Raw genomic sequence first — 26,185 nt, 5'->3', positions numbered from 1 at the left:
CGAATAACGCGGCAAAGGCCCCCTCTATTCATCGTTTGCGCGACGCCCGCGCTCCCTAGAATGCGAAGCGGATCAACGGATCGGAGGCATGGCGATGACTGGCGGCGCACTTCGCGACAGGAACGGGCGGCTCGCGCACGTCCGGCGTGCGTTCGCGCTCGCCGCGGCGCTGTGGATCGCCGCGCCTGCCGCCCACGCCGACGACGGGATGATCGTGATTCCCGGGCGCGGCGAGACGGCCGACACCGCGCTCGCGCATGCCAATGCGGCGAGTGGCGGGCAGTTCGGCGGGAATGCGGGCGCCGCTTCGGTTTCGGGTGCGCAGCGCGCGGCCGGCGGGGCGAGCGCCTCGACCGGCGCCGGCTACGCGGCGCAACCGGCCGGCCAGATGGTCGTGACGAGCGTCCCGCCGCCGGCCGCTGCGGCGGCCCCCGTCTACGCAGCCGCCCGCCCGAACGCCGGTTACGGTGCGCCGTCGCGCGCAGTCGATCCTTCCGCGATCGCGACGGTCGTCGCCGGCACGGCCGAGCCTGCATCGAATCCCGCGCGGCCGGCGCCGCAAACGGCCGCCGCCGCCCGCCTCGCGGCAGCCCGTGCGGCATCAGCGGCGGCGCCGCGCACGGCGGCCGCTTCCGGCAATCCGGCTCCGGCCGCCCCTGCCGCCCGGCCGGCGACGCCGCCCGGCCAGCAAGATCCCGAAACGATCCGGCGCGCGGCGCTCGCGTTCCTGCAGCAGCAGATCGCCGGCCTGCCCGGCAAGACCACCGCGACCGTCACGACCGCCTTTCCGCGCGGGCTCGCCGCGTGCACGACGCTCGAACCGTTTTTGCCGACCGGCGCGCGCCTGTGGGGCCGCACGACGGTCGGCGTGCGCTGCGCGGGCGAGCGGCCGTGGACCGTCTACCTGCAGGCGAAGGTCGCCGTGCAGGCCACCTATTACGTCGCCGCGCGCCAGATCGCGCCCGGCGAGCCGCTCTCCGCGGCCGACCTGGTCGCGCGCGACGGCGACCTGACGGTGCTGCCGCTCGCGGTGATCACCGATCCGGCGCAGGCGATCGGCGCAACCGCGCTCGCGCGCATCTCGGCCGGGCTGCCGCTGCGGCAGGACATGCTGAAGAGCGCGGCGTCGGTGTCGGCCGGGCAGACGGTGCGGGTCGTCGCGGCCGGCCCCGGCTTCACGATTTCGGCCGAAGGCAGCGTGCTCGCGAATGCGGCGCCCGGCCAGTCGGTGCGGGTGCGGATGGCGGCCGGGCAGATCGTCACGGCGATCGTCAAGGACGCCGGCACCGTGGAAATTCCGCTGTAGGGACGGATCTGCCGCAAGAATGTAAAGAATTGTTTATTCGGAGCATTTCGGGCTCGCGATGCTAAAGTTCGGGCCGACCCGGCCGTTATCTGGGTCAAACCGTACAGGAAACCCATCGTGAAGATCGATTCCACTCCGAAACCGAGCCCCCTCGCGCCGACCGGCAACGGCGCGGCCCGTGCGCCGTCCGGCACGGCCCAGTCGTCCGCGCAGGCAGGCGACGCCGGATCGACCGGCGGCGACACGACCGTGAACCTGTCGGGTCTGTCCGGCCAGCTGCGTTCGGTATCCGCGTCGGGCGACGCCGATATCGACACGGGCCTGGTCCAGTCGATCAAGGACGCGCTGAACAACGGCACGCTGACGATCGACGCGAACAAGATCGCCGACGGCGTATTGAACACCGCCCGCGAGCTGCTCCAGCAGCAGCGCCCGGGCAGCTAACTCCCGGCCTCGTGGCCGGGTCACCCGGTTTGCCGGCGTGCGCAGCACTGCACGCGCCGGCGTGACGAGCATGACGCGATGAGAGAAGAGCTGCTGGCCACGGTCAACGACGAACACGCGACGGTCGAAGCGTTCGCGTCGCTGCTCGTCTACGAGGAAAAGGCGCTGACGACGGCCGAGCCGCTCGAGATGCTGCCCGGGATCGTCGAGAAGAAAAGCGCATTGATCGACCGGCTCGCGCAGCTCGAACGCACGCGCGACACGCAGCTTTGCGCGCTCGGCTTTCCGGCCGGCAAGAAAGGCATGGACCAGGCGGCCGAGCGCGATGCGCGCCTCGCCAGCCGCTGGCAACTGCTGCAACAGGCCGCCGAACGCGCGCGCCAGGCCAACGCGAACAACGGAATGCTGATCCGGATCCGGATGGACTACAACGAGCGCGCGCTCGCGGTGCTGCGCTCGGCGCCCGCGCCGGCCGGCGTGTACGGCCCCGACGGGCGCGTGTCGGCGCTGACGCGCTGACGTCGCGCCGCGCGGCCGCCCGGCGGCCGCGCTCCCGCCTCTCCCTTCGTTACAACAGCGGACACGCGGTGACCTGCGTGCCGCGCGCCACGCACAGCCGCTCGTAGTCGCGCAGGTACGCGCGCTCGGCGTCGTCCAGCAGGTCGAGATCGATCAGGTCCCAGTCGTAGCCGACCGTCACGATGTTCTCGAACGTCACGGTGTCCGGCTGCGCGTCGTCCGCCCGCACGATCACGATGTTCTCGATCCGCACGCCGCCCTTGCCCGGCAGGTAGATGCCCGGCTCGACCGAAATCACCGCATTCGGCACCAGCCCGTAGGTCGCGCCCGGCGCGAACCGCACGCCGCCCTCGTGCACGTGAATCCCGACGCCGTGCCCGGTGCCGTGGCCGAAATCGTAGCCATGGTCGCGGCACACCTGCCGCACCAGCGCATCGACGTCGCCGCCCGTGGCGGTGGCCGGAAAGCGCGTGACGAGCCCCTTGATGCACGCCTTCAGCGCGACCGTGTAGATCTCGCGCTGCCACGGCTGCGCGACCGTGTCCGGTCGCGTGCGACGCAGCACGACGCGTGTGCAGTCTGTCGCGAAGCCCGCTTCGTAGTACGCGCCGCTGTCGAGCAGCACGAGTTCGCCTTCGGTCAGCTCGACGTCGGCGCTCGCCGCCGTGTAGTGCGCGAAGGCGCTGTTCGCGCCGTTCGCCGCGATCGACGGAAACGTCAGCGCGACCGCCGAACGGGCGCCGTACGCGTCGTTGATCGTGCGCGCGAGGTCGTACTCGGTGTGGCGCACGCCCGGCTCGCCGTTCTTCGCCCAGCGCATCGTCTCGGCGATCGCCGCGGAGCTGCGCGCGAACGCGTCGCGGAAGCGGTCGAGCACGGCCGACGTCTTGCTCGCCCGCAGCGCCTCGACCGGGTTGAAATCGGCATGCCGCGCATGCGGCCACACCCGGTTCACCGCGTCGACGAGCGCGCAGTTCACCGATTCGAAGCCGTAGCACACGTGCTCGACCGCGAACCGTGCGAGGAAGCGCTCGAGCGCCGCCACGTCGCGCCGGATCACCTGCAGCGCCGGATACGAATCGAGCGCGACCTCGCAGCGGTCGCAGCCTTCCGGCAAGAACAGCACCACCTGCTCGCCGATCGCGAACAGGAAGCCGAGGTGCGACGACACGTTCGGGATGTGATAGCCGCGGCTGTTCAGCAGATACGCGAGATCGTCCGACGCGCAGGTGAAGAACGCGGTCTTGCCGTCGGCCGCGCCGGTATGCGCGGCGAGCCGCCGGTTCAGCGCGTCGAGGTTCTGCGCGACGCTCAGGCCCGTCATCGCTGCCGGGAGCTCGAAGATCGGCCGTTCGACGTTCCAGCCCGGCAGCGCGATCGCGCGGTCGATCTCGCGATCGGCGAGGCTCGTCCAGTCGAGCGACGCGGCCTGCGTCTGCTCGAACAGCCGGTTGCGCTGCCCGACGCTGATCCGCCGCGCGTCGTAGCCGACCCGCGCGAGCCGGCTCGCGTGCGCGAGCAACCAGTCGGCCATCGCCTGCCAGATCGTCACGTTCATGCCGAGCTTCTCGACGCGCACGCGCGCCGGATCGCACTGCTGGTCGGCCTGGAAGTGATAACGGCCATCGACGAACAGCACGAACGGCGGCAGATCGAGCGCCTGCGCGGTCGCCGCGCTCAGGAAGATCCCGCAGCCGGCCGAGCCGTCGAAGCCGGACACCGCGTAGCGCGGGTTGTTGCTGCGCGGCAGGTATTCGGTCACGTATTCGTCCTGCGACGTGATCACCACCGCGTCGAGTCGCGCGGCATCGAGCAGGCGCGACAGGCCGGCCTGCGTGTCGGCGACGGACGCGTCGTACGGGGGAAGGCCGGAGAAGCTGTATTTCAGTCGATCGATCATCGGATGCCCGTTATTCGTTGTTGTCGGCGGCCGGCGGCGTGGCGCGGCATCGCGCACCGGGCACGGCACGTCGTTGCGGCGCAGGTCACGCGCGGCACGACGCGCGGCCGGCAGGCCTTCGGTAAAATTTTTGTCTCACTTAACTTTGTTTGATGCGCGACAGAATCTAGAGCACGTCGAAATCGAGGTCAAGCCAAGATTTTCGTAGGACTAAAATCGGCGTGCCGCATGCGGATCCCCGCACAACGCCGATTCGCCCCCGCGACGCTGCGCGGTACAATGCGCCGGCCTCGCCGCCCCGGGCAGCCGCACGGCCCCTGCCCGCGCCCCGACTCGTTGCCACGAAAGAGATTCATGGATTCAGACCTCATGCGTATCGGCCAGCGCATTCGCCGCCTGCGCCGGGAAGCGAAGAAGACGCTGCTGGAAGTGGCGACCGAAGCGAACCTGTCGGTCGGGTTCCTGTCGCAGGTCGAGCGCCATCTGACGGGCATCTCGCTGTCGTCGCTCGTCAACGTCGCGAAGGCGCTGGGCGTGCCGCTCGGCACGCTGATCGAGCAGCCGCGCCAGGCGCAGCCCGATTCGCACGAGGGCAGCCGCAAGCCGTACGCGCTCGACGCCGCGTCGCAGTGGTACGAGCGGCTGTCCACCACCTTCGACGGCAGCCAGATCAACGCGCTGAAGGTGCAGATGATGGAGGGCTACCGGTCGGAATGGGTCGCGCACGGCGGCGACGAATTCGTGTACGTGCTGGCGGGCCGCATCTGCTACACGGTCGGCAAGAAGAATTACCCGCTGACGCCCGGCGACTCGCTGCACTTCGACGCGCGCAAGCGGCATCGCGTGGCCAATGTCGGCGACGGGCCGGCCGAGCTGATCACCGTCAGCACGCTGCCGCTGTTCGACGACAGTGGTGCGGAATTCGTGTCCGCGACGACGGAAATCAGGCAGTCGAAGCCCGGCGAGCCGCGCGTGAGCCGGCGCGCACCGGCGTCCAAACGGGATGACCGCGACGCCGCCGCGGCACGGCCGCCCAGGGCCGGCTCAGCCGAAAAGAAGGGAGCGGCGAAGCCGCGCGCCGCCGCCGGCAAACGCCCGGCGGCCGCGACTCCGGCACGTAAGAAGAAACCGTAACGGCTGGCCGCGCGCTGTTCCGCTCCTGCTACCTGCCGGCTACTCGCCGATCGCGAGCGCCTGCGCGACGGCCTGGATCCGCGCGCGATGCACGGCTTCCTTGATCTTCTCCGTGTCGCTGCCGATGCCGCGTGCGATCGCGCCGGCATCGACGCTGCGCGCGGCCGCGAGCGCGACGCGCAACCGCTCGGCCTGCGGATACGGCTGCGCATCGAGTCCGAGCCGGCCGCGCGCATCCGATTCGCAGGCCTGCAGCAGCTCGGCGAAGCGCGCCGGCTTGCGCAGCGCGTCGCTGCGCTCGAACAGCCGCACCAGCGCGGCCGCGCCCATTTCCATCACGCGATGCAGGTTGCCGTGCTCGCGCGCGACCACCAGCGCGAGATCGCGGCATTCGTTCGGCACCCGCAGCCGCTCGCACAACGGCTTGAGCAGCTCGACGCTGCGGCTTTCGTGGCCGACGTGGCGCGGCAGCACGTCCGCGGGCGTCGTGCCCTTGCCGAGATCGTGCGTGAGCGCCGCGAAGCGCACCGCCAGCGAATAGCCCTGCTTCGCCGCGTAGTCGACGACCATCATCACGTGCACGCCGGTATCGACTTCCGGGTGGTAATCGGCGCGCTGCGGCACGCCCCACAGCGCGTCGACCTCGGGCAGGATGCGCGCGAGCGCGCCGCAGTCGCGCAGCACCGCGAACATCCGCGACGGCTTCGCCTCCATCAGCCCGCGCGCGATTTCCTGCCACACGCGTTCGGGGACGAGCGCGTCGACCTCGCCCGCGTCGACCATCCGCCGCATCAGCGCGAGCGTTTCGTCCGCGACCGTGAAATCCGCGAACCGCGCGGCAAAGCGCGCGATCCGCAGGATCCGCACCGGATCCTCGACGAACGCGTCGCTCACGTGCCGGAACACACGCGCACGCAGGTCGGCCTGCCCGTCGAACGGATCGATCACCGGGCCGACCAGCGCGCCTTCCGGGCTCACCTCGCGCGCCATCGCGTTGATCGTCAGGTCGCGCCGCGCGAGATCCTCGTCGAGCGTCACGTCCGGCGCGTAGTGGAACTGGAAGCCGTGATAGCCGGCCGCCGTCTTGCGCTCGGTGCGCGCCAGCGCGTACTCCTCCTGCGTCTGCGGATGCAGGAACACCGGGAAATCCTTGCCGACCGGCCGGAAGCCCTGCGCGGTCATCTGCTCGGGCGTCGCGCCGACCACCACGTAGTCGCGGTCCTGCACCGGCACGCCGAGCAATTCGTCGCGGATCGCGCCGCCTACTGCGTAGATGTTCATGGCTGGGGTTCGTATTCGGCGATCACGTTGGTTTCACGGCGTGCAGCGTCGATCCACTGCTGCACGGCCGGCAGCGCGGTCACCCGCGCCGCATAGCCGGCCGCCTCCGGCGACAGCGCCGGCGCATACGTGTTGAAGCGCATCACGACCGGCGCATACATCGCATCGGCGATCCCGAATTCGCCGAACAGGAACGGCCCGCCCGACGCCTCGATGCATTCGCTCCACAGCGCGTCGATGCGCGCGACGTCGGCGAGCGCGTCGGGCGTCGCGCCGCGCCCCGGCATCGACGCGCGGATGCTCATGCCCATCTGCGTGCGCAGCGCCATGAAGCCCGAATGCATCTCGGCGGACACGCAGCGCGCATGCGCACGCGCGAGCGGGTCGGCCGGCCACATCGGGAATTGCGGATAGCGCTCGGCGAGCGTCTCGGCGATCGCGAGCGAATCCCAGATCGCGAAGCCGTGATCGTCGACGAGGCACGGCACCTTGCCGGTCGGCGAATATTCGCGGATGCGCGCGGCCGTGTCGTCGCGGCGCAGCTCGACCACGATCTCGTCGAACGGGATGCCGAAATGCGCGAGCAGCAGCCACGGCCGCATCGACCACGACGAGTAGTTCTTGTCTCCAATGACGAGCTTCATGACGGGGTTCCGGAAAATGCGAAAAGGGAAAAGAAGCGCCGGCCGGCGGCGCCCCGCGGGTATTAGCGACGCGAGCGGAACCAGTCGAACCGCGAGCGCCTGGCCGCGTCGCCGAGATACGCGGGCGCAATGCTTTCGAGACTCGCGGGCGAGAGCCCGAGTTCCGGCGCGAGCGGCCCCGACAGCACGTTCGGCACCGACATCGTCGCGAGATTGTCGCGCGTGAGCACCGGTTCGCCCGGCAGGCATTCGAACACGCTCGCCTGCAGCCGCGCAAGCGCGTCGGGCAGCCGCACGATGCGTGCCTGCCGGCCGACCAGCGTGCCGCAATAGCGCACCAGTTGCTCGAGCGTGTAGACGGTCGGGCCGCCGAGTTCGTAGGTCTTGCCGTGCGCGCCCGCGAGATCGAGCGTGTTGACGAACGCGCGCACGACGTCGCCGACGAATACCGGCTGGAAGCGCGCGTCGGGCATCGCGAGCGGCAGCACGGGCACCGTGCGCTGCAGGTTCGCGAACGTGTTGAGGAATGCATCGCCGGGGCCGAACACGACCGACGGACGGAAGATCGTCAGCGCGAGCGAATCGGTAGCCGCGACCGCATGCAGCGCGGCTTCGCCGTCGCCCTTCGAGCGCTGGTACATGCTCGCGCCGTGCGGATCGGCGCCGAGCGCACTCATGTGCAGCAGGCGCCGCACGCCGACCTCGGTGCAGGCCGTCGCGAGCGCGGCCGGCAGTGCGACGTGCGCGCGCGCGAAACCCGGCCCGTACGGCGTGCCGCGGCCGCCGTGCAGCACGCCGATCAGGTTGATCGCCGCGTGCGCGCCGGCGACGAAGCGCGCGAGCGTGCGCGTATCGAGCGCGTCGAGTTCGACGATGTCGACCGGCAGCATCTGCAGGTGGCGCGCGTGCTCGCGCCGCCGCGTACCGATCCGCACCTGCTTGCCGGCATCGATCAGCGCATTGACGAGCCGGCTGCCGATGAAGCCGGTGCCGCCCAGCAGCGCAACGGTCTGGCGATCCATGTTCGGGTCCTAAAAAGAACACTGCCGCGTCTCGCGCGGCAGTTCGTGTATCAGGGCGAGATCATGCCTAGACGTTTCTTCAACGACTGCGGTTTGCCCTCGAAGAGCGCCGCGTAGTAGACGGTGTTCGACAGCACGTTCTTCACGTAGTCGCGCGTCTCGTTGAACGGAATCGTCTCCGCGAAGATCGCGCCTTCGACCGGCTGCGTCAACACCTGGCGCCACTGGCGCGGCCGGCCCGGGCCCGCGTTGTAGCCGGCCGTGGCGAGCACCGGCGAGCTGTCGAAGTTGTTGTAGATGTCTGCCAGATACCAGGTGCCGAGCTGGATGTTGGTATCGATGTCGTGCATCTGCGCCCGCGAGATCGTGCCCATGCCGAGCTTCTTCGCGACCATCTGGGCCGTCGCCGGCATCAGCTGCATCAGGCCGCCCGCGCCGACCGACGAACGCGCGCTGATGATGAAGCGCGATTCCTGGCGGATGAGCCCGTACGCCCACTCGACGTCGAGGCCCGTCGACTGCGCATAGCGCTCGACGGTCGTGCGGTACGGCGACGGATAGCGCAGCGTGAAGTCGTGCTCGGCCTTCGTGCGGTCGGCGGTGTTGACCGTGCGGTCGAGCAGCTCGACGCGCTTGCCGTATTCGGCGGCCGCGAGCAGCTGGCGATCGGTCATCCCGCGCAGCGGCCAGTTCCATTCGCGATTGCCTTCGAGGCGCAGGTTCAGCGCATAGAAGCGCTGCGCGAGCGCGAAGCCCGGGATCTTGCCCATCGCGTCGATCTCCGCGTCGCTCACCTTCGTGCGCGGCGGGATCGTCGTGCGCTGGCCCAGCTCTTCGCCAGCCAACTGCCCGTAGAAGTTGAACTGGCCGGCGACTTGCTCGAATTCCTGGTTCGCCTGCAGCGTGTCGCCGCTCTGCTTGAGCGCGCGCGCATGCCAGTAGATCCACGCCGGATCGTTGCGCAGCGACGGCGGCATCTGCTCGATCGACCAGCGCACCATCGGCCAGTTGCCGGCGAGCAGCGCGGCGCGCGTGCGCCATTCGTAGCCCGGGTTCGACAGCGGCGCGTTCGCCGATTTTGCATACCAGACCGATGCCATCGGCGAGCGCTTGATCGCGCCCTGGTAGCCGATCGCGCCCCATGCGATCGCCTGTTCCTGCTTGGTGAGCGAAGGCGCGACCGTCGTCAGCATCCCGGCGGCGGCATCCGGATCGTTGCGCGCCATGCGGCCGAGCGCGATCAGCGCGAGCTGATGCGACGCGGCGTCGGGCCCGACGCCGCGCGCGAGATACAGCGGCGGCGCGCTCGTCGCCTGGTCGAAGCCGACCGGGCGCGGGCCGAGCGCATCGACGATCTTGCCGCCGAGCGTCGTGTAGTTCTGCTCGTACGCGAGGCGCGCCTGCTGCCACACGTCGTCGCTCGTGAACTGCTGGTTGACGGTGAGCGCGGTGATCAGGTCGACGCATGCATCGCCGTAGTTCTTCGGCTCGACGAGCAGCGCGCGCGCCGCGTCGGCGACGTTCTCGTTGCGCGCCGCGCGCGATTCGAGCGCATAGCACTTGACCTGCGTGTCGTCGTCGAGCACGAAACGCTTGTACTGATCGTCGAAATTGCGCCAGTCGTGGCGCGCGCCGAGCACGAGCAGGTAGTCGTTGCGCAGGCGATCGGCGATCGCCTGGCCGTCGTAGCGCTGCAGGAACGACTGCACGGGCGCGTCCGGCGCATCGACGCGCGCGCGGCCGGTCGAATCGAACAGCTGCGGCTTGATCTGGAAATACTCGACGTAGGACGGAACCGGATAGTTCGGGATCATCGACGCGAGCTGCGCGGCCTTCGCGGCGTCGTTGCGGCGTGCGGCTTCGCGAAGCTGCACGAAGATCTGGTCATCCCCGGGGAGCGTGTCGTCGTTCGGTGCGGCACATGCGGCCGTGCCCGCGACGAGCGCGGCGGCGGAAAGCGCCAGCGCGACCGCGCGATATACTCGGAAAAGGCTGTTCGACATCGTTTTGAATGGAGCACGAAGTGAGCGAAAGCATAGCACGCAACCCTGTGCCGAACCCGAAGGTTGCGCTGCGCAAAACGCTGTCCGGCGCCCGTCGCGACGCCGCGTCGCAACCTGCCGCGAACGCCGCGCTCGACGCGCGGCTGCGCATGCTGCTCGACCGTCTCGCGCCGCGCACGGTCGGGTTCTACTGGCCGCTGCCGGGCGAATTCGATGCGCGCGATGCGGTGCTCGCATGGTGCGCGGCAGGGGCCGGCCGCTGCGCCGCGCTGCCGGTGATCGGCGAGCGTCACACGCCGCTCGCGTTCCACGCATGGGACGCGCACACGCCGATGCGCGAAGGTCATCACCGGATTCCCGAACCGGCGTCGGGAATCGTCGTCGTGCCCGATCTTTTGCTGATTCCCTGTGTGGGATTCGATCCGCAGCGCTACCGGCTCGGCTACGGCGGCGGCTACTACGACCGCACGCTCGCCGCGTGGCCGGGCGACACGCTGCCCGTGACGGTCGGCATCGCGTACGAAGCGTGCCGCGTCGATGCGCTGCCGGCCGAGGCGCACGATCTCGCGCTGCGCTGGATCGTCACCGACGCCGCGCTTTACCCGGCCGCCGGATAATGCCGAGCGCGGCGCCGCGCTCGGCGCCGCCTGCCCGTGAGCGCGTCGCCGCGCCCGACCGTTGCCGCAATCGTTTACAGCGATGCCGCCGCGCGCGCGGCCGTGTCGTACAGGCCCGATGCGTGGCGCAGCAACTGCGCCGCGTCGCCGATCTGCTCGTTGGTGAGGCCGCTGTCCTTCAGCGTCTCGATCAGGCAATGCTCGCGGACCTCGCGGTACTTCAGGCACAGGTCGCGGCCCGCGTCGGTCGCGAAGAAGAACACTTCCTTGCCGTTCTTCTCGCTCTTCACATAGCCGCGGGCGATCAGTTTTTTCAGCGCATAGGTCGCGACGTGCGTATCCTCGATATTGAGCACGAAGCAGATGTCGGCGAGCTTCTTCTTGCGTTCGCGATGGCTGACGTGATGCAGCAGCGAGACCTCGACCGCCGTCATGTCCTTCGCGCCGGCCGCCGACATGCAGCGCACCATCCAGCGGTTGAACGCGTTCCCGGCCATGATGAGCCCGTATTCGAGCTCCGACAGCTCCGCGCTCGAATCGGAAACGAGGTGTTCGGATGACACGATCTTGGTCGCAGGACGCTTCATGGACAGGCGCAAGCCGGATGACAGGATGTGCCCGAGTGTACGCCAGAAGCCCCGGCCGGCGAGCTAGGCGAAAACGCTTATTGAGAAGTTGTCGATATTTTATTGACAATGTGCGCTAACATTGCCGTCCGAACCGTGCCAGTCCGATGACGCCACCCCGCATTTATCCGCTCGGCGATGCCGCCCTCGTCTGCGAGGTGCCGCCGCCCGCCACGCTCGATTGCCAACGCCGCGTCTGGGCCGTGGCCGAGGCCGCGCGCGCGTGGCCCGACGTGATCGACGTCGTTCCCGGCATGAACAACCTGACCATCGTGTTCGACGCGCTCGCCGCGACGGCCGAGTCGCTCACGCCCGCGCTGCGCGACGCGTGGGAGACGGCCGACGTCGAGCACGCGGACGGCCGCGAGGTCGAGATCCCGGTCGAGTACGGCGGTGCCGCCGGCCCCGACCTGGCTGCCGTCGCCGCCCACACGGGCCTGTCGGCCGACGAGGTCGTCGCGCGCCACGCGGCCGGCGCCTACGTCGTGTTCTTCGTCGGGTTCCAGCCCGGTTTCGCGTATCTCGGCGGTCTCGACGCGTCGCTGCACACGCCGCGCCGCGCGGCGCCGCGTCTCGAGGTGCCGGCCGGCTCGGTCGGCATCGGCGGCGCGCAGACGGGCATCTACCCGGCCACGTCGCCCGGCGGCTGGCAACTGATCGGCCGCACGTCGCAGGTGCTGTTCGATCCGGCGCGGCCCCAGCCGACGCTGCTGCTGCCCGGCGACCGCGTGCGCTTCACCATTGCCGGAGTCGACGCACGATGACCCAGAGCCACGCACCGGGCACCATCGAGGTCGTGCGGGCCGGCCCGCTGTCGACCGTGCAGGATCTCGGCCGCCGCGGCACGCGCCATCTCGGCGTCGCGCAGGGCGGCGCGCTCGACGGCCTCGCGCTCGAAGTCGGCAACCGGCTCGTCGGCAACCGCCCCGACGCGGCGGCCGTCGAAATCACGATCGGCCCCGCCACGTTCCGCTTCACGCGCGCCACGCGCATCGCGATCACCGGCACCGAGTTCGGTGCGACGCTCGACGGCAAGCCCGTTCATTCGTGGTGGAGCCTGCCGGTCGCCGCCGGGCAGACGCTCGTGCTGCCGGCCGCGAAACGCGGCATGCGCGGCTACCTGTGCATCGCGGGCGGCATCGACGTGCTGCCGATGCTCGGCTCGCGCAGCACCGATCTCGCGTCGCGCTTCGGCGGCCTCGGCGGCCGCACGCTGCGCGACGGCGACCGGCTCCCGGTCGGCGTGCCGCCGGCCGGCGCCGGCTGCCTCGCCGCCGATGCGCCCGAATTCGGCGTGAAGGCGCCGGCATGGTGCGCGTTCGTGCGCGTCGACGAGCCGCCGCGCCGTCACCGCCCCGCGCATGCGCCGTGGGCGATGCCCGTGCGCGTGCTGCCGGGCCCCGACTACGCGTCGTTCGCGGCCGATTCGCAGCAGGCGTTCTGGGACGAGGAATGGCTCGTCACCGCGAACAGCAACCGGATGGGCTATCGGCTCGCCGGCGCCGAGCTCGTGCGCGCGCGCCCGGTCGAGCTGCTGTCGCATGCGGTGCTGCCCGGCACGATCCAGGTGCCGCCGAACGGCCAGCCGATCGTGCTGATGCACGACGCGCAGACCACCGGCGGCTATCCGAAGATCGGCACGGTGATCCGCGCCGACCTGTGGAAGCTCGCGCAGGCGCGGCTCAACCTGCCGATCCGCTTCGTGCGCACGACGCCCGACGCCGCGCGCGCCGCCCTCATCGCGGAACGGGCGTACCTGCGGCAGATCGACGTCGCGATCGAGATGCGCGAGGAAGCGCGCCGCCGCGCCCAATCGCGCGCGGCGTGACAATGGCGGAAGCAGCAACGAAAGACGCGCCACGCGACCAGTGGACGAGGAACATCATGGAAATCGATCTGAATGCCGATCTCGGCGAAGGATGCGGATCGGACGAGGCGCTGCTCGACCTCGTCACGTCGGCGAACATCGCATGCGGCTGGCATGCAGGCGGCGCGAACGCGATGCGCGACTGCGTGCGCTGGGCCGTGCAGAAAGGCGTGTCGATCGGCGCACACCCGAGCTTTCACGATCCGGAGAATTTCGGTCGCAAGGAAATGCAGCTGCCGGCCGGCGACATCTATGCGGGCGTGCTGTACCAGCTCGGCGCGCTGTCGGCGATCGCGCAGGCCGAGGGCGGCCGCATCGCGCACGTGAAACCGCACGGCGCGCTGTACAACCAGGCCGCGCGCGATCCGCTGATCGCCGACGCGGTGGTGTCGGCGATCCACGACTTCGATCCGTCGCTCGCGGTGTTCGGGCTCGCGAACAGCGTGTTCATCGCGGCCGCGCGGCAGGCAGGGCTCGCGGCGGTGGAGGAGGTGTTCGCCGATCGCGGCTACCGCGCGGACGGCTCGCTGGTGCCGCGCAGCCTGCCCGGCGCGCTGATCGACGACGAAGACGCGGTGCTCGCGCGCACGCTCGACATGGTGCGCAACCGGCAGGTGCGCGCGCTGAGCGGCGAATGGGTGCCGCTCAATGCGCAGACCGTCTGCCTGCATGGCGACGGGCCGCATGCGCTGGCGTTCGCGAAGCGGATCCGCGCGGCGCTCGAAGCCGCCGGCGTCGACGTCGTCGCGCCCGGCGCGCTGCAGGCCGACGAAGGCGCGTAACGCCGCAGCGGGCGCCTTGCCCGCGCCCCGCACGTTTTCGTCGCACCAAAGAAAAAAGCGCCCTCGTGGCGCTTTTCCGTTGGTGCAATCGGTGCGGCTTCGCCGTCTGTCGATTCACCCCCCGAAACCGTCTTTCGACGGTGACCGGAAAAACATTCCGGATTAAAAAACGTCCGCCGCCGCCCGATCACTGCCTTCCCCGGTCAGACGACGGAACGTCGCTTATGTGCAAGTCGGCCTGCATGCATGTGTTGTTCGACGACGATTGGCCCCGCCGTGCATGCAGACTCTCCGCGGCCGGCACGCGCTTCACGTGCCGGCGACGCTCACCCCGCGCTTTATTTCTGCTACCCCGTAGAACTTATCTATTCTTTTCATTTTTTCAACTTGTGGGGTGAAGAATAGATATCGGCCGAACGGGATGTCAATCGTTTTAAACGCTATTTTCCGACGATTCAAGGGTTTTCCTTATCGACCGACACCGCCGTGCAGGCGCGGCGCGCGGCGCGCGCGACGTCGATCAAACAGGGGAAGATCAGCGCCGCGATCAGTTCGCGTCGACCCGGTATCCTTGCTGGCGCAACAATTCGAGCACGCCGCGCGGGCCACCCAGATGCAGCGCGCCGATCGCGACGAACAGCGGCCGGTTCGGCGCGGCGATTGCCGTCATCCGTGCAACGAAGCGCCGGTTGCGCTCGTACACGATCTTGTTGTCGAGCGACGCCGACAACGCCTTCGAACGGGCGAGCCGTTCGCTCTTCGCGACCGCCCACGCGGAGATCGCATCGGCGTCGCCAATTCGCCACAGCCGGTGCAGCGCCTTGATGTCGTCGGCGTTCTGCGCGGGGGTCTGCACCATGTCCTGCGCGAGCATCTCGCGCTGCTCGGCCAGCGTCAGCCCGGTGAACGCGCGCATCTGTTCGGCGAGCGTCTCGAGCCCGATCACGCGGCCGCCTTTCTTCTTCAGGAACACGTTCTGCAGTTGCGCCTCGGTGCCGTATTCGGTCTGCAGGCCGGCGGACAGCGAATCGTAGGTCTCGACGACGAGCGCCGCGAGCCACGGCCGCATCTTGCGGATCTCGGCGAGCGCGGCCGGGTTGCCGCGCAGGCGCGCCGCGAGCCGCTGCCACAGCGGCTCCGGCAGCAGGCGCTGCAGGCACGGGTAGCGGCACACGCCGTATTTCGACACGTCGTCCTGCGATTCGAGCAGATCGTCGGGCGACAGCTCGAGCGCGAGCGTCGGCGACGCGGCGAGCGCCGCGAGGATGCGCGGCCGGAACGGCTGCGCGCTCGGGTAATCGGACGGATCGCCCGTATGCAGCGTGCCGAGCACGTAGAGCGTGACCTTGCCCTTGGTCGCGACGTAGAACGGCATGCGCGCCGGCTGCACGCGCACGGTGCCGCGCGACACCGTGCCGTCCGAGACGGCCGGCGCATGGAAGCCCGGCAGGCTCATGCCGGGCGGCGGGACCTGCGACGGATGAATCGGCGAAGTCGCCGGCGCACGCCCTTCGGCGCGCGCCGGTTCGACGGAGACCACGACGCTGGCCGCCGCGCACGCGCCGGCCAGCGCCGCGCCCGTGACGGTACGCACGCTCCAGCGCCGCGCGTAGCGGTACGCGCGCATCACGCGCGCACTGCCGGTCCCCACACGGCGCACGCCGGACACGCGCGCCGCCAACGCTTCAGGCATTCGCCTCCCCTACCTCCTCGGCGCGATGGCAGGCCACGCGCCGGCCGTCCACTTCGCGCAATTGCGGCTCCTCGACGCGGCACCGCTCGACCGCGTACGGGCAGCGCTGGTGGAACGCGCAGCCCGACGGCGGATTGAGCGGCGACGGCAGTTCGCCCTGCAGCTTGATCTGCACGCGGCGGTCTTCCTCGAAGATCGCCGGCGTCGCCGACATCAGCGCCCGCGTGTACGGATGGCGCGGCCGTGCGTAGATCGTCGCCTTGTCGCCGAGTTCGGCGACGCTGCCGAAGTACATCACCATCACGTCGTCCGCGACGTGCTCGACCACCGACAGGTTGTGCGAGATGAACACGTAGCTCGTCTTGAACTGCTCCTGCAGATCCATGAACAGGTTCAGGATCTGCGCCTGGATCGACACGTCGAGCGCGGACACCGGCTCGTCGGCGACGACGATGCGCGGATCGAGGATCATCGCGCGCGCGATCGCGACGCGCTGGCGCTGGCCGCCCGAGAACATGTGCGGATAGCGCTTCGCGTGCTCGGGCCGCAGGCCGACCGTGCGCATGATCTGCGCGATGCGCGCGGCGCGCTCGGCGGCCGTCAGGTTCGCGTTGATCTCGAGCGGCTCGGAAAGCGTCTGCTCGACGGTCTTGCGCGGGTTCAGCGACGCGAACGGGTTCTGGAACACCATCTGCACGCGGCGGCGCAGGTCGGCGACCGTGTCGCGGCTCGCGCCGGCCACGTTCTTGCCGTCGATCGTCAGGCTGCCCGCCGTGGGCGTCTCGATCATCGTGAGCTGGCGCGCGAGCGTCGATTTCCCGCAGCCCGACTCGCCGACGACGGCGAGTGTCTTGCCGCGCTTCAGCGAGAACGACACGCCGTTCAGCGCCTTCACCGTGCCCTGCCCGAACATCCCGCGCTTCACCGAATAGTGCTTCGCGAGGCCGTCGGCCACCAGGACGTCCTCGTCGTGCGACGCGTGGCGCGTATCCTGGACTGCGTTCATCGTGCGCCTCCCGTCAGGTCGAGGTTGGAAACATTGAGCGGCTTGATGCAGCGCGCGCGCATCGCATCGTTGGCCGGCACCAGCGTGTCGAGCGCCGGCCGCGCCTTGCGGCAATCGTCGACCACGTACTTGCAGCGCGGCGCGAACAGGCAGCCGGACGGGCGATCATCGCGGCCCGGCACCATGCCGGGCAATGCGGCAAGGCGACGCGCCCCCTTATTGTGCTCGGGAATCGCCGCGAGCAGCGCTTCGGTGTACGGATGATGCGGCGCGCGGAAGATGTCGGGCACGCGATTGGTTTCGATGATCTCGCCCGCGTACATCACCGCGACGCGATGCGCGACCTCCGACACCACGGCCAGATCGTGCGAGATCAGCACGAGCGCCATCCCGCGCTCCTTCTGCAGCTTCACGAGCAGATCCATGATCTGCGCCTGGATCGTCACGTCGAGCGCGGTGGTCGGCTCGTCGGCGATCAGGAGCTTCGGGTTGCACGCGACGGCCATCGCGATCATCACGCGCTGGTTCATCCCGCCCGACATCTGGTGCGGGAACGACGCGATGCGGTTCTTCGCATCGGGAATGCCGACCTGGTCGAGCAGTTCGAGCGCGCGCCGGTGCAGCGCGTCGCCGCGCAGCCCTTCGTGCAGCTTCAGCACTTCCTTGATCTGGTAGCCGACCGTGTAGCTCGGGTTCAGGCTCGTCAGCGCGTCCTGGAACACCATCGCGATGTCCTTGCCGACGATCTTGCGGCGCGCCTTCGGCGACGCCTTCAAGAGATCCACGCCGTTGAACGTGACTTCGTCTGCCGTCACCTTGCCGGGCGCGTCGATCAGGCCCATCAGCGCCATCATCGTCACGCTCTTGCCCGAGCCCGATTCGCCAACGACGCCCACCACCTCGCCCGGTGCGACCGACAGGTTGATCCGGTCGACCGCGGGCAGGCCGTTGAAGTTCACCGCGAGATTGCGGATGGTCAGTAGGTTCTGGGTCATGGTCATGCCATCCGTTTCAGCTTGGGATCCAGCGCGTCACGCAGCCCGTCGCCGAGCAGGTTGATCGCGAGCACCGAAATCAGGATCGACAGGCCGGGCATCGTCACGATCCACCACGCGTTGTCGATGTAGTCGCGCGCGGAAGCGAGCATCGCGCCCCACTCGGCGGTCGGCGGTTGCACGCCGAGGCCGAGGAAGCCGAGCGCGGCCGCGTCGAGGATGGCCGACGAGAAGCCGAGCGTCGCCTGCACGATCAGCGGCGCCGTGCAGTTCGGCAGCACCTGCGAGAACATCAGGCGCAGCGTGCCGGCCCCGGCCACGCGCGACGCGGTCACGTATTCCTTCTGCAGCTCGCCGAGCGCCGACGCGCGCGTGAGACGCACGTAGGCCGGCAGCGCGACGATCGCGATCGCGAACATCGTGTTGGTGAGGCCCGGGCCGATGATCGCGACGACCGCGACCGCGAGCAGCAGCGACGGCAGCGCGAGCAGCACGTCCATGATGCGCATCACCGGCGTGTCGGCCCACTTCTGGAAGAACGCGGCGACGAGCCCGAGCACGATGCCGGGGATCAGCGCGAGCACGACCGACACGAAGCCGATCCAGAACGACATCCGCGCGCCGAACATCAGCCGCGAAAGGATGTCGCGGCCCGCTTCGTCGGTGCCGAGGATGAATTGCCAGTTGCCGCCGGCGAGCCACGCGGGCGGAATCTTCACGTAGTCGCGGTATTGCTCGACCGGGCTGTGCGGCGCGATCAGCGGCGCGAGCAAGGCGACTGCGATCAGCACGATCACGACGATGCCCGCGCCGACGGCGCCGCGGTTGCGCGAGAAGTTGGCCCAGAACTCGCGCAGCGCGAGCGCACGGCCGCCGGCCGGCGCGGATTCGGTCGGCAGGGTATTTTGCAGATTGCTCATGGAATTACCTCGTGTGGCGGATGCGCGGATTCAGCACGCCGTACAGCAGGTCGACGACCAGGTTCACGACGATCACGAGCGTCGCGATCAACAGGATGCCGCCCTGGACGACCGGATAGTCGCGGCGGCCGATCGCATCGATCAGCCACTTGCCGACCCCGGGCCACGAAAAGAGCGTCTCGGTCAGCACCGCACCCGCAAGCAGCGTGCCGATCTGCAGGCCGATCACGGTGACGACCGGGATCAGCGCGTTGCGCAGCGCATGCACGACGACCACGCGCACGGGCGACAGCCCCTTCGCGCGGGCGGTGCGGATGTAGTCCTCGCGCAGCACTTCGAGCATCGACGAGCGCGTCATCCGCGCGATCACCGCGAGCGGAATCGTGCCGAGCACGATCGCGGGCAGGATCAGGTGGCTCACCGCCGACTTGAACGCGCCTTCGTCCGGCGCGAGCAGCGCGTCGATCAGCATGAAGCCGGTCGGGTGCGGGAAATCGTATTCGACCGCGATGCGCCCGGACACGGGCGTCCAGCCGAGATACGACGAAAACACCATGATGAGGATCAGCCCCCACCAGAAGATCGGCATCGAGTAGCCGGTGAGCGCGGTGCCCATCACGCCGTGGTCGACGACCGAGCCGCGCCGCAGCGCGGCGATCACGCCGGCCGGCAAACCGACCGCGAGCGCGAACACGAGCGCGCACAGCGACAGTTCGACGGTCGCCGGGAAGCGCGCGAAGAATTCGCCGCCGACGCTCGTGTTGGTGATGATCGACGTGCCGAGGTCGCCATGCAGCGCACGGCCGACGTAGTGGAGGTACTGCAGCGGCAGCGGCTGGTCGAGCCCGAGGCGCTTCATCGCCTCTGCGTGCATCGCGGGATCGACGCCGCGCTCGCCCATCATCACTTCGATGGGGTCGCCCGGTATCAGGTGAATCAGCGCAAACGCCAGGATGGTGATGCCGATGAAAGTCGGGATCACCATCCCCACGCGGCGCAACACGAATCTGAACATGATGCGTCTCGTATTTTCTTGTGGGAAATGTGCGACCGGCGACGGGAAGCTCTTGGCCTCCCGCCGCCGGATGAGTTAGCCGGTCTTCGCGACAGCTTATACGGGCCGTATTACTTCACGCCGACACCGTCGAAGCGAGCATAGCCGAGCGGCTCGATACGCATGTCGACCACGTTCTTGCGCACCGGCTGGTAGACCGTCGAGTTCGCGATCGGCGAGAACGGCAGCTGTTGCGCGAAGATCTGCTGGGCCTGCGTGTAGAGCTTCGTGCGCGCGTCCTGGCCCGTCGTCGTGCGGCCCTTCTGGACCAGCTCGTCGAACGGCTTGTAGCACCAGTGCGAGAAGTTGTTGCCCTTGATCGCTTCGCAGCCGAGCAGCGTGCCGAGCCAGTTGTCCGGATCGCCGTTGTCGCCCGTCCAGCCGATCAGCATCGTGTCCTGCTCGCCCGCGTGCGCACGCTTGATGTACTCGCCCCACTCGTACGTGACGATCTTCGCCTTCACGCCGATCTTCGCCCAGTCGGCCTGGATCATCTCGGCCATCAGGCGGGCGTTCGGGTTGTACGCGCGCTGCACGGGCATCGCCCACAGCGTGATCTCGAACCCGTTCGGGAAGCCGGCCTTCGCGAGCAGCGCCTTCGCCTTCGCGGTGTCGTAGGCCGCCATCTTCAGGTTCTTGTCGTACGACCATTGGGTCGGCGGCATCGGCGCGCTCGCGGCCTGGCCGGCGCCCTGGTAGACGGACTCGAGGATCGCCTTCTTGTTGATCGCCATGTCGAGCGCCTGACGCACTTCGAGCTTGTCGACCGGCTTGTGCTCGACGTTGTACGCGAGGTAGCCGAGGTTGAAGCCGGCCTGCGACGGCATGTCGACGTTCGAATCGGCCTTCAGCGTCGCGATGTCGGCCGGGCGCGGATAGCTCATCACCTGGCATTCGTTGCGCTTGATCTTCTGCACGCGCACGCCCGGATCCGGCGTGATCGAGAAGATCAGCTTCGACAGCTTCACTTCGCCCTTCTTCCAGTAATCAGGATTGCCATCGAAGCGGATCGTCGCGTCCTTCGTGTAGCTGCGGAAGATGAACGGCCCCGTGCCGACCGGCTTCTGGTTGATGTCGGCGGCACGGCCGGCCTTCATCAGCTGGTCGCCGTATTCGGCCGACAGGATCGACGCGAATTCCATCGCCATGTTCTGGATGAACGGCGCGTTCGGCTCGGCCAGCGTGAACTTCACGGTGTACGGATCGACCTTCTCGACCTTCGTGATCAGCTTGTCGAGACCCATGTCGGTGAAGTACGGGAACGACACCGGGTACGCCTTGCGGAACGCATTGTTCGGATCGAGCATGCGCTGGAACGAGAACACGACGTCGTCCGCATTGAATTCACGCGTCGGCTTGAAGAAGTCGGTCGTGTGGAACTTCACACCGTGGCGCAGGTGGAACGTGTACACCTTGCCGTCGGACGACACGTCCCACTTCTCGGCGAGGCCGGGCTCGACCTTCGTGCCGCCGCGCTCGAATTCGACGAGGCGGTTGTAGACGGTGAACGTGGCGGCGGTGAAGTCGACGCCGGTCGTAAATTGCGCGGAATCGAAACCCGCCGGGCTGCCTTCTGAGCAGTAGACGAGCGTTTTGTTCGGGATCTGTGCGAATGCAGAACCCGCGACGCCGAGCGATGCCGCTGCCACGCCTGCCATGGCGGTAACACGCAGGGTGTGCAACAGACGGTTGTATTCCATGTTTCCTCCAGGTCTCCAGATCGGAACCGGTCCCGCCAGGGAGCCGGCGTACGCGGATATTACTTGAGCTAACGATGCTGCAACAAGCTGGAGAAAAAACTCTTCTATACGCCCGCCGGGTTTTTGCCGATTTTTAGTGTGGGTAAAAAATGCAACCACGCGCGCGAGCGACAATTCCGTCCATTTCGCGGCATGTTTCGTTCGACGACTAAACAATTCGGGTGCGAACGCGAAGGGGCGACACACCGTTTCCCCGCGTTCTGCATCACATCATTGCGTTTGGCGAAACGATTCGATGACCGTCCTCAAATCGTCATGTCGTCACGCCGGCGCATCGAGGTCGGCGCTGCGCGCGGGCACGAACGCGACCGCGACGATCGACAGCGCGAGGCCCGCCATCACGTAGTAGGTCGGCGCGAGCGGCGTGCCGGTGACCTTGATCAGCCACGTGACGATGAACTGGCCGAAGCCGCCGAACAGCATCACCGCGACGTTGTACGCGATCGACAGCCCGGTCGAGCGCACGTTGGCCGGGAACAGCTCGGCGATCATCGCGCCGAACGGCCCGTAGTAGCCTGCCAGCGTCACCGACAGCACGGCCTGCACCGCGATCAGCCGCCCGATGCTCGGCGCCGCGTCGAGCCACGCGAACAGCGGGTACATCAGCGCGAGCGTCAGCACGAGCGACCACAGCGACAGCCCCTTGCGGCCGATGCGGTCCGACCACGCGCCCGCGATCGGCGACAGCACCATCAGCAGCAGGTTGCCGATGATCACCGCGTAGAACGATTCCGCATACGGCAGCTTCAGCTGCTTCACCGCGAAGGTCGGCAGGTAGCTGATCAGCACGTAGATCGTCACGGTGAGCGCGATCACCGAGCCGAGCCCGCACAGCACCTCGCGCGGGTGGCGCGTGAACACTTCGCCGAGCGTCGCGCGGCGCGCGTTCTGCTGCGCATGCAGGAACGCTTCGGAATCGGCGAGATGGCGGCGGATGTAGAAGCCGATCGGGCCGATCAGCAGCCCGAGGACGAACGGCACGCGCCAGCCCCAGCTGCGCAGCGCGTCGTGCGACAGCCCGCGCGTGACGGCCGCGCCGACGAGCGCGCCGATCAGCAGCGCGGCCGCCTGGCTCGCCATCTGCCAGCTGCCGTAGAAACCGCGTTTCGAGAACGGCGCCGCTTCGATCAGCAGCGCGGTCGAGCTGCCGAATTCGCCGCCCGCCGAGAAGCCCTGCAGCAGGCGGCCGAGCACGATCAGGATCGGCCCGCCGATGCCGATCGCCGCATAGGGCGGCGCGATCGCGAGCAGGAAGATGCCGGCCGTCATCAGCAGGATCACGAGCGACAGCGCGGCCTTGCGGCCCGCGCGGTCCGCGTACAGCCCGAACACGATGCCGCCGATCGGGCGCATGAAGAACGCGACGCCGAACGTCGCGGTGGTCAGCAGCAGCGACGAGTATTCGCTGGAGGTGGGGAAGAACAGTTCGGCGATCACGACCGTCATGAAGCCGAACACCGTGAAGTCGTACCACTCGAGTGCATTGCCGATCACGGCGGCCGCCACCGCGCGCCGGTTCAGCGCACGCTCGGGCCGGATCGTTTTCGTTGAATTCGCAATCGTCGCCATGCGTGCCTCGTCCTCGTGAATTCGCCGTGTCGGGCGGCGCGGCGCGCGGGCATGCCGCGCCGCGCAGGTGTGCAGCGAGTGTAGAAAGCGCCGGAACCGTTTTCAAGCAATAAAAAACGCTCGCCATCGAACGACAGCGAGCGTTTTGCGGTTTTCGCCACAATGCGGCATCGCACGATGCCGCACCGGCCTCAACCCATCTTCGAGAATGCGCTGCACCAGCCCTTCGCCGCGACCTGCTTGCCGGGGAAGGCGCCGCACGGGCCCGACGTCGAGCCCTTCTTGCCCTGGTACAGCATGCAGACCGCGCAATCCTGGCCCGCTGCGTATTTCGGATACTTCGTCTTGTCGACCTTGGTGGCATCGGCCTTGTAGCCGAGCGCCGCCGCGGTCGGATCGGTTTCCGACAGCATCGGCGCATCGGCCAGCGCTTCACGCGACAGTGCCAGCGCGGACACGGCACCAATACTCGTAATCAGGAAACTCCGACGGGTTGCTTTCATAGGGGGACTCGCTCCAACGTTATTGGTTTGAAAGCCGTTCTGGCGACGGCCGTTCGACAGAATAACGCCCAAGTGAATAAATGTGCGCGCCGAAATGCCGGAGATAAGGGATTTCACACGGGTTTCGCGCGGCCGGCCCGCACGGACGCGGGCCGCGCATCATGCGCGCGACACCATGTCGCCCACCCGCTGCGCGAGCGCGAGCGACGCGGTGAGCCCCGGCGACTCGATGCCGAACAGGTTCACGAGCCCGCGCACGCCGTGCTGCGCGGCCCCCTGCACGATGAAGTCGGCCGGCGGCTCGCCGGGCCCCGCGAGCTTCGGCCGGATGCCCGCGTACGCCGGCTGCAGCGCATCGTCGGGCAAGCCCGGCCAGAACGCGCGGATCGACGTGTAGAACGCGCCCGCGCGCGCCGGATCGACCTCGTAGCGCAGCGAATCGCACCACTCGACGTCCGGGCCGAAGCGCGCCTGCCCGCCAAGATCGAGCGTCAGGTGCACGCCGAGCCCCGCGCGATCGGGCATCGGATAGATCAGGTGCGAGAACGGCGCACGGCCCGACAGGCTGAAATAATTGCCGCGCGCGAAATAAAGCGGCGGCACCCAGCGCGGATCGAGGCCGCGCGTGCGGCGCGCGAGCGCCTGTGCGCCAAGCCCCGCGCTGTTGATCACGCAGGTGGCGTCGATCTCGGCCGGCGCGCCGCCGCCGGTGCGCACGATGAAGCGGCCGCCACGCAGCACGTCGATCGATTCGACCGGAGCGTGCAGCGCACACACGGCGCCGTCGCGCTCCGCGTCGCCGAGCAGCGCGAGCATCAGCTGGTGGCTGTCGACGATGCCGGTCGACGGCGAGAACAGCGCCTCCACGCATTCGAGCGCGGGCTCGAGCGTCTGCGCCTCGGCGCGCGTGAGCGGCAACAGGTCGAGCACGCCGTTTTCGGCGGCGCGCGCGGCGATCGCCTTCAACTGCTTCACCTGCGCGGCGCTCGTCGCGACGAGCAGCTTGCCGGTACGCCGGTGCGGCACATGATGGGTCTCGCAGAATTCGTACAGCAGGTCGCGCCCGTGCACGCACGACATCGCCTTCAGCGACCCGCGCGGATAGTAAAGCCCCGCGTGAATCACCTCGCTGTTGCGCGAACTCGTGCCCGTACCGATCGCGTCGGTCGCCTCCAGCACGATCGTTTCACGCCCGCGCGCGGCCAGTTCGCGCGCAATCGCCAGACCGACGACACCCGCGCCGATCACGACACAATCCGTCTGCTCCATGGCTTTTCGCGCTGCTCGCGCGTCGAAGGGAGAGAGAAGAATTGTACGTCCCGGTTCGCCCGCTTGCCGAACGCCGACGTATCGCGTCGCGACGATGCGGACGGTGGCGCAGACAACGATGCGGCCACGAATGCGACGAATGCCACGCGCGCCGCGGCCGGGCGCGCGTGGCCGCGTCAGAAGCCGATCGGCCGGCGCTTCGCCGCGCCTTCGTCGGCGCGGATGTCGGCCGGCCCGATCGCGTCGCGGCCGTCGAGCCGCGCGGCGCCGAACGCGTGCAGCAACGCGCGGCGCATCGTGCGCGGCGGCGTCGCGGCCAGCACGTCGAGCGCATCGTCGCCGAGCGTCTCGGGGAAGCGCCGCCCCCACGCATGCGACGTGCGGATCTCGTCGTAGATCGTCTGCGCGATCCGGCGTGCGCCGGCCGCATCGGGCGGCGCGATCTCGTACACGTTCATCCGGTTGAGCAGCGGCTCCGGAATCGCCTGCGCGTCGTTCGCGGTCGCGATCCAGATCACGTTGCCCGCGTCGATCGGCACTTCCGCGAATTCGTCGACGAACGCGCGCGCGGTGTCGTGCTCGAGCAACGCATACAGCGCGCCGAGCGGATCGTATTGCGCATCGCTGCCGGCCTTGTCGATCTCGTCGACCGCGATCACCGGGTTCGCGTAGCTGCCGTTCACGAGCGCGTCGAACACCTTGCCGGGCTTCGCGTTCTTCCATTGCGACGACGCGCCGGACAGGATCCAGCCGGCCGTCAGCGAACTCATCGGCACGTAGTGGTACGCGGTGCCGAGCAGTTGCGCGAGCGCCTTCGCGAAATGCGTCTTGCCGATCCCGGGCGGCCCGAGCAGCAGGATCGGCATCAGTTCGAGCCGGTCGTCCGTTTCGAGACACAGCGCGATCTGCTTGCGCACGTCGTCGAGCGGCTCGCCGAAATTCGGCAACGCCTCGCCGAGCGCGTCGAACGACGGCATCCGGTTCGGCTTCACGCAAAAGCGCAGATTCCCCGTCTTGAGCATCTTCTCGTAGGTCGAGCGCAGTGCGTCGCTTGCGCTCTCGTTCAGGTCGCCCAGCGCCGTCTCGACCTGCTCGAGGTCGTACACCGTGCTGAAGGACGCCACCGCCAGTTCCTGTTTCACCATCGCCGTCGTCATACCAACCTCGCTGCCTTGCCGTCACATACTCATCAGACCCTTACGATTTCAGTGTAGCGATCCCGCATCGCCGTGCAAGCAAGCAGCCGGGGGAGTCTGCTGCTAACAGCGCGC

At 68.6% G+C, this 26,185-nt stretch carries 24 protein-coding genes; 8 read left to right on the top strand and 16 right to left on the bottom strand.

Annotated features, from left to right (window positions below):
* Positions 1 to 94: 94 nt before the first annotated feature.
* From flgA to H0X90_RS30730, 3 genes are all read left to right on the top strand, one after another.
* The gene (flgA, locus tag H0X90_RS30740) at positions 95 to 1,306 is read left to right on the top strand and encodes a flagellar basal body P-ring formation chaperone FlgA (protein ID WP_077189603.1); all 1,212 of its coding nucleotides are present in this window, start codon (positions 95 to 97) and stop codon (positions 1,304 to 1,306) included.
* A 117-nt stretch (positions 1,307 to 1,423) separates the two neighbouring features.
* Complete coding sequence (gene flgM, locus H0X90_RS30735) at positions 1,424 to 1,750, top strand: flagellar biosynthesis anti-sigma factor FlgM (RefSeq protein ID WP_006495507.1); 327 nt, start codon at positions 1,424 to 1,426, stop codon at positions 1,748 to 1,750.
* A gap of 78 nt (positions 1,751 to 1,828) precedes the next feature.
* On the top strand, positions 1,829 to 2,269 hold the full coding sequence (locus tag H0X90_RS30730; protein ID WP_006495508.1) for a flagella synthesis protein FlgN: 441 nt from the start codon (positions 1,829 to 1,831) through the stop codon (positions 2,267 to 2,269).
* Between the two features lie 49 nt (positions 2,270 to 2,318).
* Here the strand turns inward: H0X90_RS30730 and H0X90_RS30725 are convergent, their stop codons facing one another.
* Positions 2,319 to 4,169, bottom strand: a complete 1,851-nt coding sequence (locus tag H0X90_RS30725) for a M24 family metallopeptidase (protein ID WP_077189596.1) — start codon at positions 4,167 to 4,169, stop codon at positions 2,319 to 2,321.
* 354 nt (positions 4,170 to 4,523) lie between these two features.
* On the opposite strand from H0X90_RS30725, the gene H0X90_RS30720 reads away from it, so the two are divergent.
* Positions 4,524 to 5,303 (top strand): helix-turn-helix domain-containing protein, encoded by a 780-nt coding sequence (locus tag H0X90_RS30720; RefSeq protein ID WP_034201250.1) that lies wholly within the window; start codon positions 4,524 to 4,526, stop codon positions 5,301 to 5,303.
* A gap of 39 nt (positions 5,304 to 5,342) precedes the next feature.
* On the opposite strand, the gene H0X90_RS30715 is transcribed toward H0X90_RS30720, so the two are convergent.
* The 4 genes from H0X90_RS30715 to H0X90_RS30700 all read right to left on the bottom strand — a co-directional run bounded on the left by H0X90_RS30715 (position 5,343) and on the right by H0X90_RS30700 (position 10,253).
* Complete coding sequence (locus tag H0X90_RS30715) at positions 5,343 to 6,584, bottom strand: multifunctional CCA addition/repair protein (RefSeq protein WP_060267900.1); 1,242 nt, start codon at positions 6,582 to 6,584, stop codon at positions 5,343 to 5,345.
* Positions 6,581 to 7,228 carry a glutathione S-transferase family protein gene (locus H0X90_RS30710; protein ID WP_006495512.1) on the bottom strand — a complete coding sequence of 216 codons (648 nt, stop codon included), beginning with the start codon at positions 7,226 to 7,228 and terminating at the stop codon, positions 6,581 to 6,583. Before H0X90_RS30710 ends, H0X90_RS30715 begins: the two co-directional genes overlap by 4 nt.
* A gap of 62 nt (positions 7,229 to 7,290) precedes the next feature.
* Positions 7,291 to 8,250 (bottom strand): complex I NDUFA9 subunit family protein, encoded by a 960-nt coding sequence (locus tag H0X90_RS30705; RefSeq protein WP_006495513.1) that lies wholly within the window; start codon positions 8,248 to 8,250, stop codon positions 7,291 to 7,293.
* 50 nt (positions 8,251 to 8,300) lie between these two features.
* The gene (locus H0X90_RS30700) at positions 8,301 to 10,253 is read right to left on the bottom strand and encodes a lytic transglycosylase domain-containing protein (protein WP_006483177.1); all 1,953 of its coding nucleotides are present in this window, start codon (positions 10,251 to 10,253) and stop codon (positions 8,301 to 8,303) included.
* Between the two features lie 8 nt (positions 10,254 to 10,261).
* Here H0X90_RS30700 and H0X90_RS30695 point away from each other — a divergent pair, with 8 nt between their 5' ends.
* The gene (locus tag H0X90_RS30695) at positions 10,262 to 10,870 is read left to right on the top strand and encodes a 5-formyltetrahydrofolate cyclo-ligase (RefSeq protein ID WP_046337498.1); all 609 of its coding nucleotides are present in this window, start codon (positions 10,262 to 10,264) and stop codon (positions 10,868 to 10,870) included.
* Positions 10,871 to 10,944: 74 nt separating this feature from the next.
* Here H0X90_RS30695 and H0X90_RS30690 read toward each other — a convergent pair whose 3' ends face one another.
* Positions 10,945 to 11,457, bottom strand: coding sequence for a winged helix DNA-binding protein (locus H0X90_RS30690; RefSeq protein ID WP_006483173.1), 513 nt, complete (start codon positions 11,455 to 11,457; stop codon positions 10,945 to 10,947).
* A 146-nt stretch (positions 11,458 to 11,603) separates the two neighbouring features.
* Here H0X90_RS30690 and pxpB point away from each other — a divergent pair, with 146 nt between their 5' ends.
* Genes pxpB through pxpA form a run of 3 tightly spaced genes read left to right on the top strand, consistent with a single transcriptional unit; the run spans position 11,604 to position 14,145 of the window.
* Positions 11,604 to 12,260: a 5-oxoprolinase subunit PxpB gene (pxpB, locus tag H0X90_RS30685; protein WP_006483176.1), complete on the top strand. Its 657-nt coding sequence runs from the start codon at positions 11,604 to 11,606 to the stop codon at positions 12,258 to 12,260.
* The gene (locus H0X90_RS30680; RefSeq protein ID WP_077019719.1) at positions 12,257 to 13,324 is read left to right on the top strand and encodes a biotin-dependent carboxyltransferase family protein; all 1,068 of its coding nucleotides are present in this window, start codon (positions 12,257 to 12,259) and stop codon (positions 13,322 to 13,324) included. Before pxpB ends, H0X90_RS30680 begins: the two co-directional genes overlap by 4 nt.
* Positions 13,325 to 13,380: 56 nt before the next feature.
* Positions 13,381 to 14,145, top strand: a complete 765-nt coding sequence (pxpA, locus tag H0X90_RS30675) for a 5-oxoprolinase subunit PxpA (protein ID WP_006483671.1) — start codon at positions 13,381 to 13,383, stop codon at positions 14,143 to 14,145.
* 547 nt (positions 14,146 to 14,692) lie between these two features.
* Here pxpA and H0X90_RS30670 read toward each other — a convergent pair.
* The 10 genes from H0X90_RS30670 to H0X90_RS30625 all read right to left on the bottom strand — a co-directional run bounded on the left by H0X90_RS30670 (position 14,693) and on the right by H0X90_RS30625 (position 26,071).
* Complete coding sequence (locus tag H0X90_RS30670; RefSeq protein ID WP_006492839.1) at positions 14,693 to 15,838, bottom strand: TraB/GumN family protein; 1,146 nt, start codon at positions 15,836 to 15,838, stop codon at positions 14,693 to 14,695.
* On the bottom strand, positions 15,831 to 16,844 hold the full coding sequence (locus H0X90_RS30665) for a peptide ABC transporter ATP-binding protein (RefSeq protein WP_077189597.1): 1,014 nt from the start codon (positions 16,842 to 16,844) through the stop codon (positions 15,831 to 15,833). The genes H0X90_RS30670 and H0X90_RS30665 overlap by 8 nt, the downstream gene beginning before the upstream one ends.
* On the bottom strand, positions 16,841 to 17,839 hold the full coding sequence (locus H0X90_RS30660; RefSeq protein ID WP_006489144.1) for an ABC transporter ATP-binding protein: 999 nt from the start codon (positions 17,837 to 17,839) through the stop codon (positions 16,841 to 16,843). Before H0X90_RS30660 ends, H0X90_RS30665 begins: the two co-directional genes overlap by 4 nt.
* Before the next feature lie 2 nt (positions 17,840 to 17,841).
* Positions 17,842 to 18,759 (bottom strand): ABC transporter permease subunit, encoded by a 918-nt coding sequence (locus H0X90_RS30655; RefSeq protein WP_006489141.1) that lies wholly within the window; start codon positions 18,757 to 18,759, stop codon positions 17,842 to 17,844.
* Positions 18,760 to 18,763: 4 nt separating this feature from the next.
* Positions 18,764 to 19,774 carry an ABC transporter permease subunit gene (locus tag H0X90_RS30650; RefSeq protein WP_006495518.1) on the bottom strand — a complete coding sequence of 337 codons (1,011 nt, stop codon included), beginning with the start codon at positions 19,772 to 19,774 and terminating at the stop codon, positions 18,764 to 18,766.
* 110 nt (positions 19,775 to 19,884) lie between these two features.
* Entirely contained in the window at positions 19,885 to 21,513 is a 1,629-nt protein-coding gene (locus H0X90_RS30645; RefSeq protein WP_006489145.1) for an ABC transporter substrate-binding protein, read from the bottom strand.
* Between the two features lie 321 nt (positions 21,514 to 21,834).
* Entirely contained in the window at positions 21,835 to 23,142 is a 1,308-nt protein-coding gene (locus tag H0X90_RS30640) for an MFS transporter (RefSeq protein WP_006489148.1), read from the bottom strand.
* Between the two features lie 191 nt (positions 23,143 to 23,333).
* Positions 23,334 to 23,645, bottom strand: coding sequence for a high-potential iron-sulfur protein (locus H0X90_RS30635; protein WP_077189598.1), 312 nt, complete (start codon positions 23,643 to 23,645; stop codon positions 23,334 to 23,336).
* 159 nt (positions 23,646 to 23,804) lie between these two features.
* Positions 23,805 to 24,914, bottom strand: coding sequence for an NAD(P)/FAD-dependent oxidoreductase (locus H0X90_RS30630; RefSeq protein WP_006489140.1), 1,110 nt, complete (start codon positions 24,912 to 24,914; stop codon positions 23,805 to 23,807).
* A gap of 176 nt (positions 24,915 to 25,090) precedes the next feature.
* Complete coding sequence (locus H0X90_RS30625) at positions 25,091 to 26,071, bottom strand: AAA family ATPase (RefSeq protein WP_006495523.1); 981 nt, start codon at positions 26,069 to 26,071, stop codon at positions 25,091 to 25,093.
* Positions 26,072 to 26,185 lie beyond the last annotated feature (114 nt).

The organism is Burkholderia sp. 9775_39 (assembly GCF_015712225.1).
Taxonomy (GTDB): domain Bacteria; phylum Pseudomonadota; class Gammaproteobacteria; order Burkholderiales; family Burkholderiaceae; genus Burkholderia; species Burkholderia cenocepacia.
Note: the sequence above shows the minus strand (reverse complement) of the source record. Positions and strands in the feature narration are given on the sequence as shown.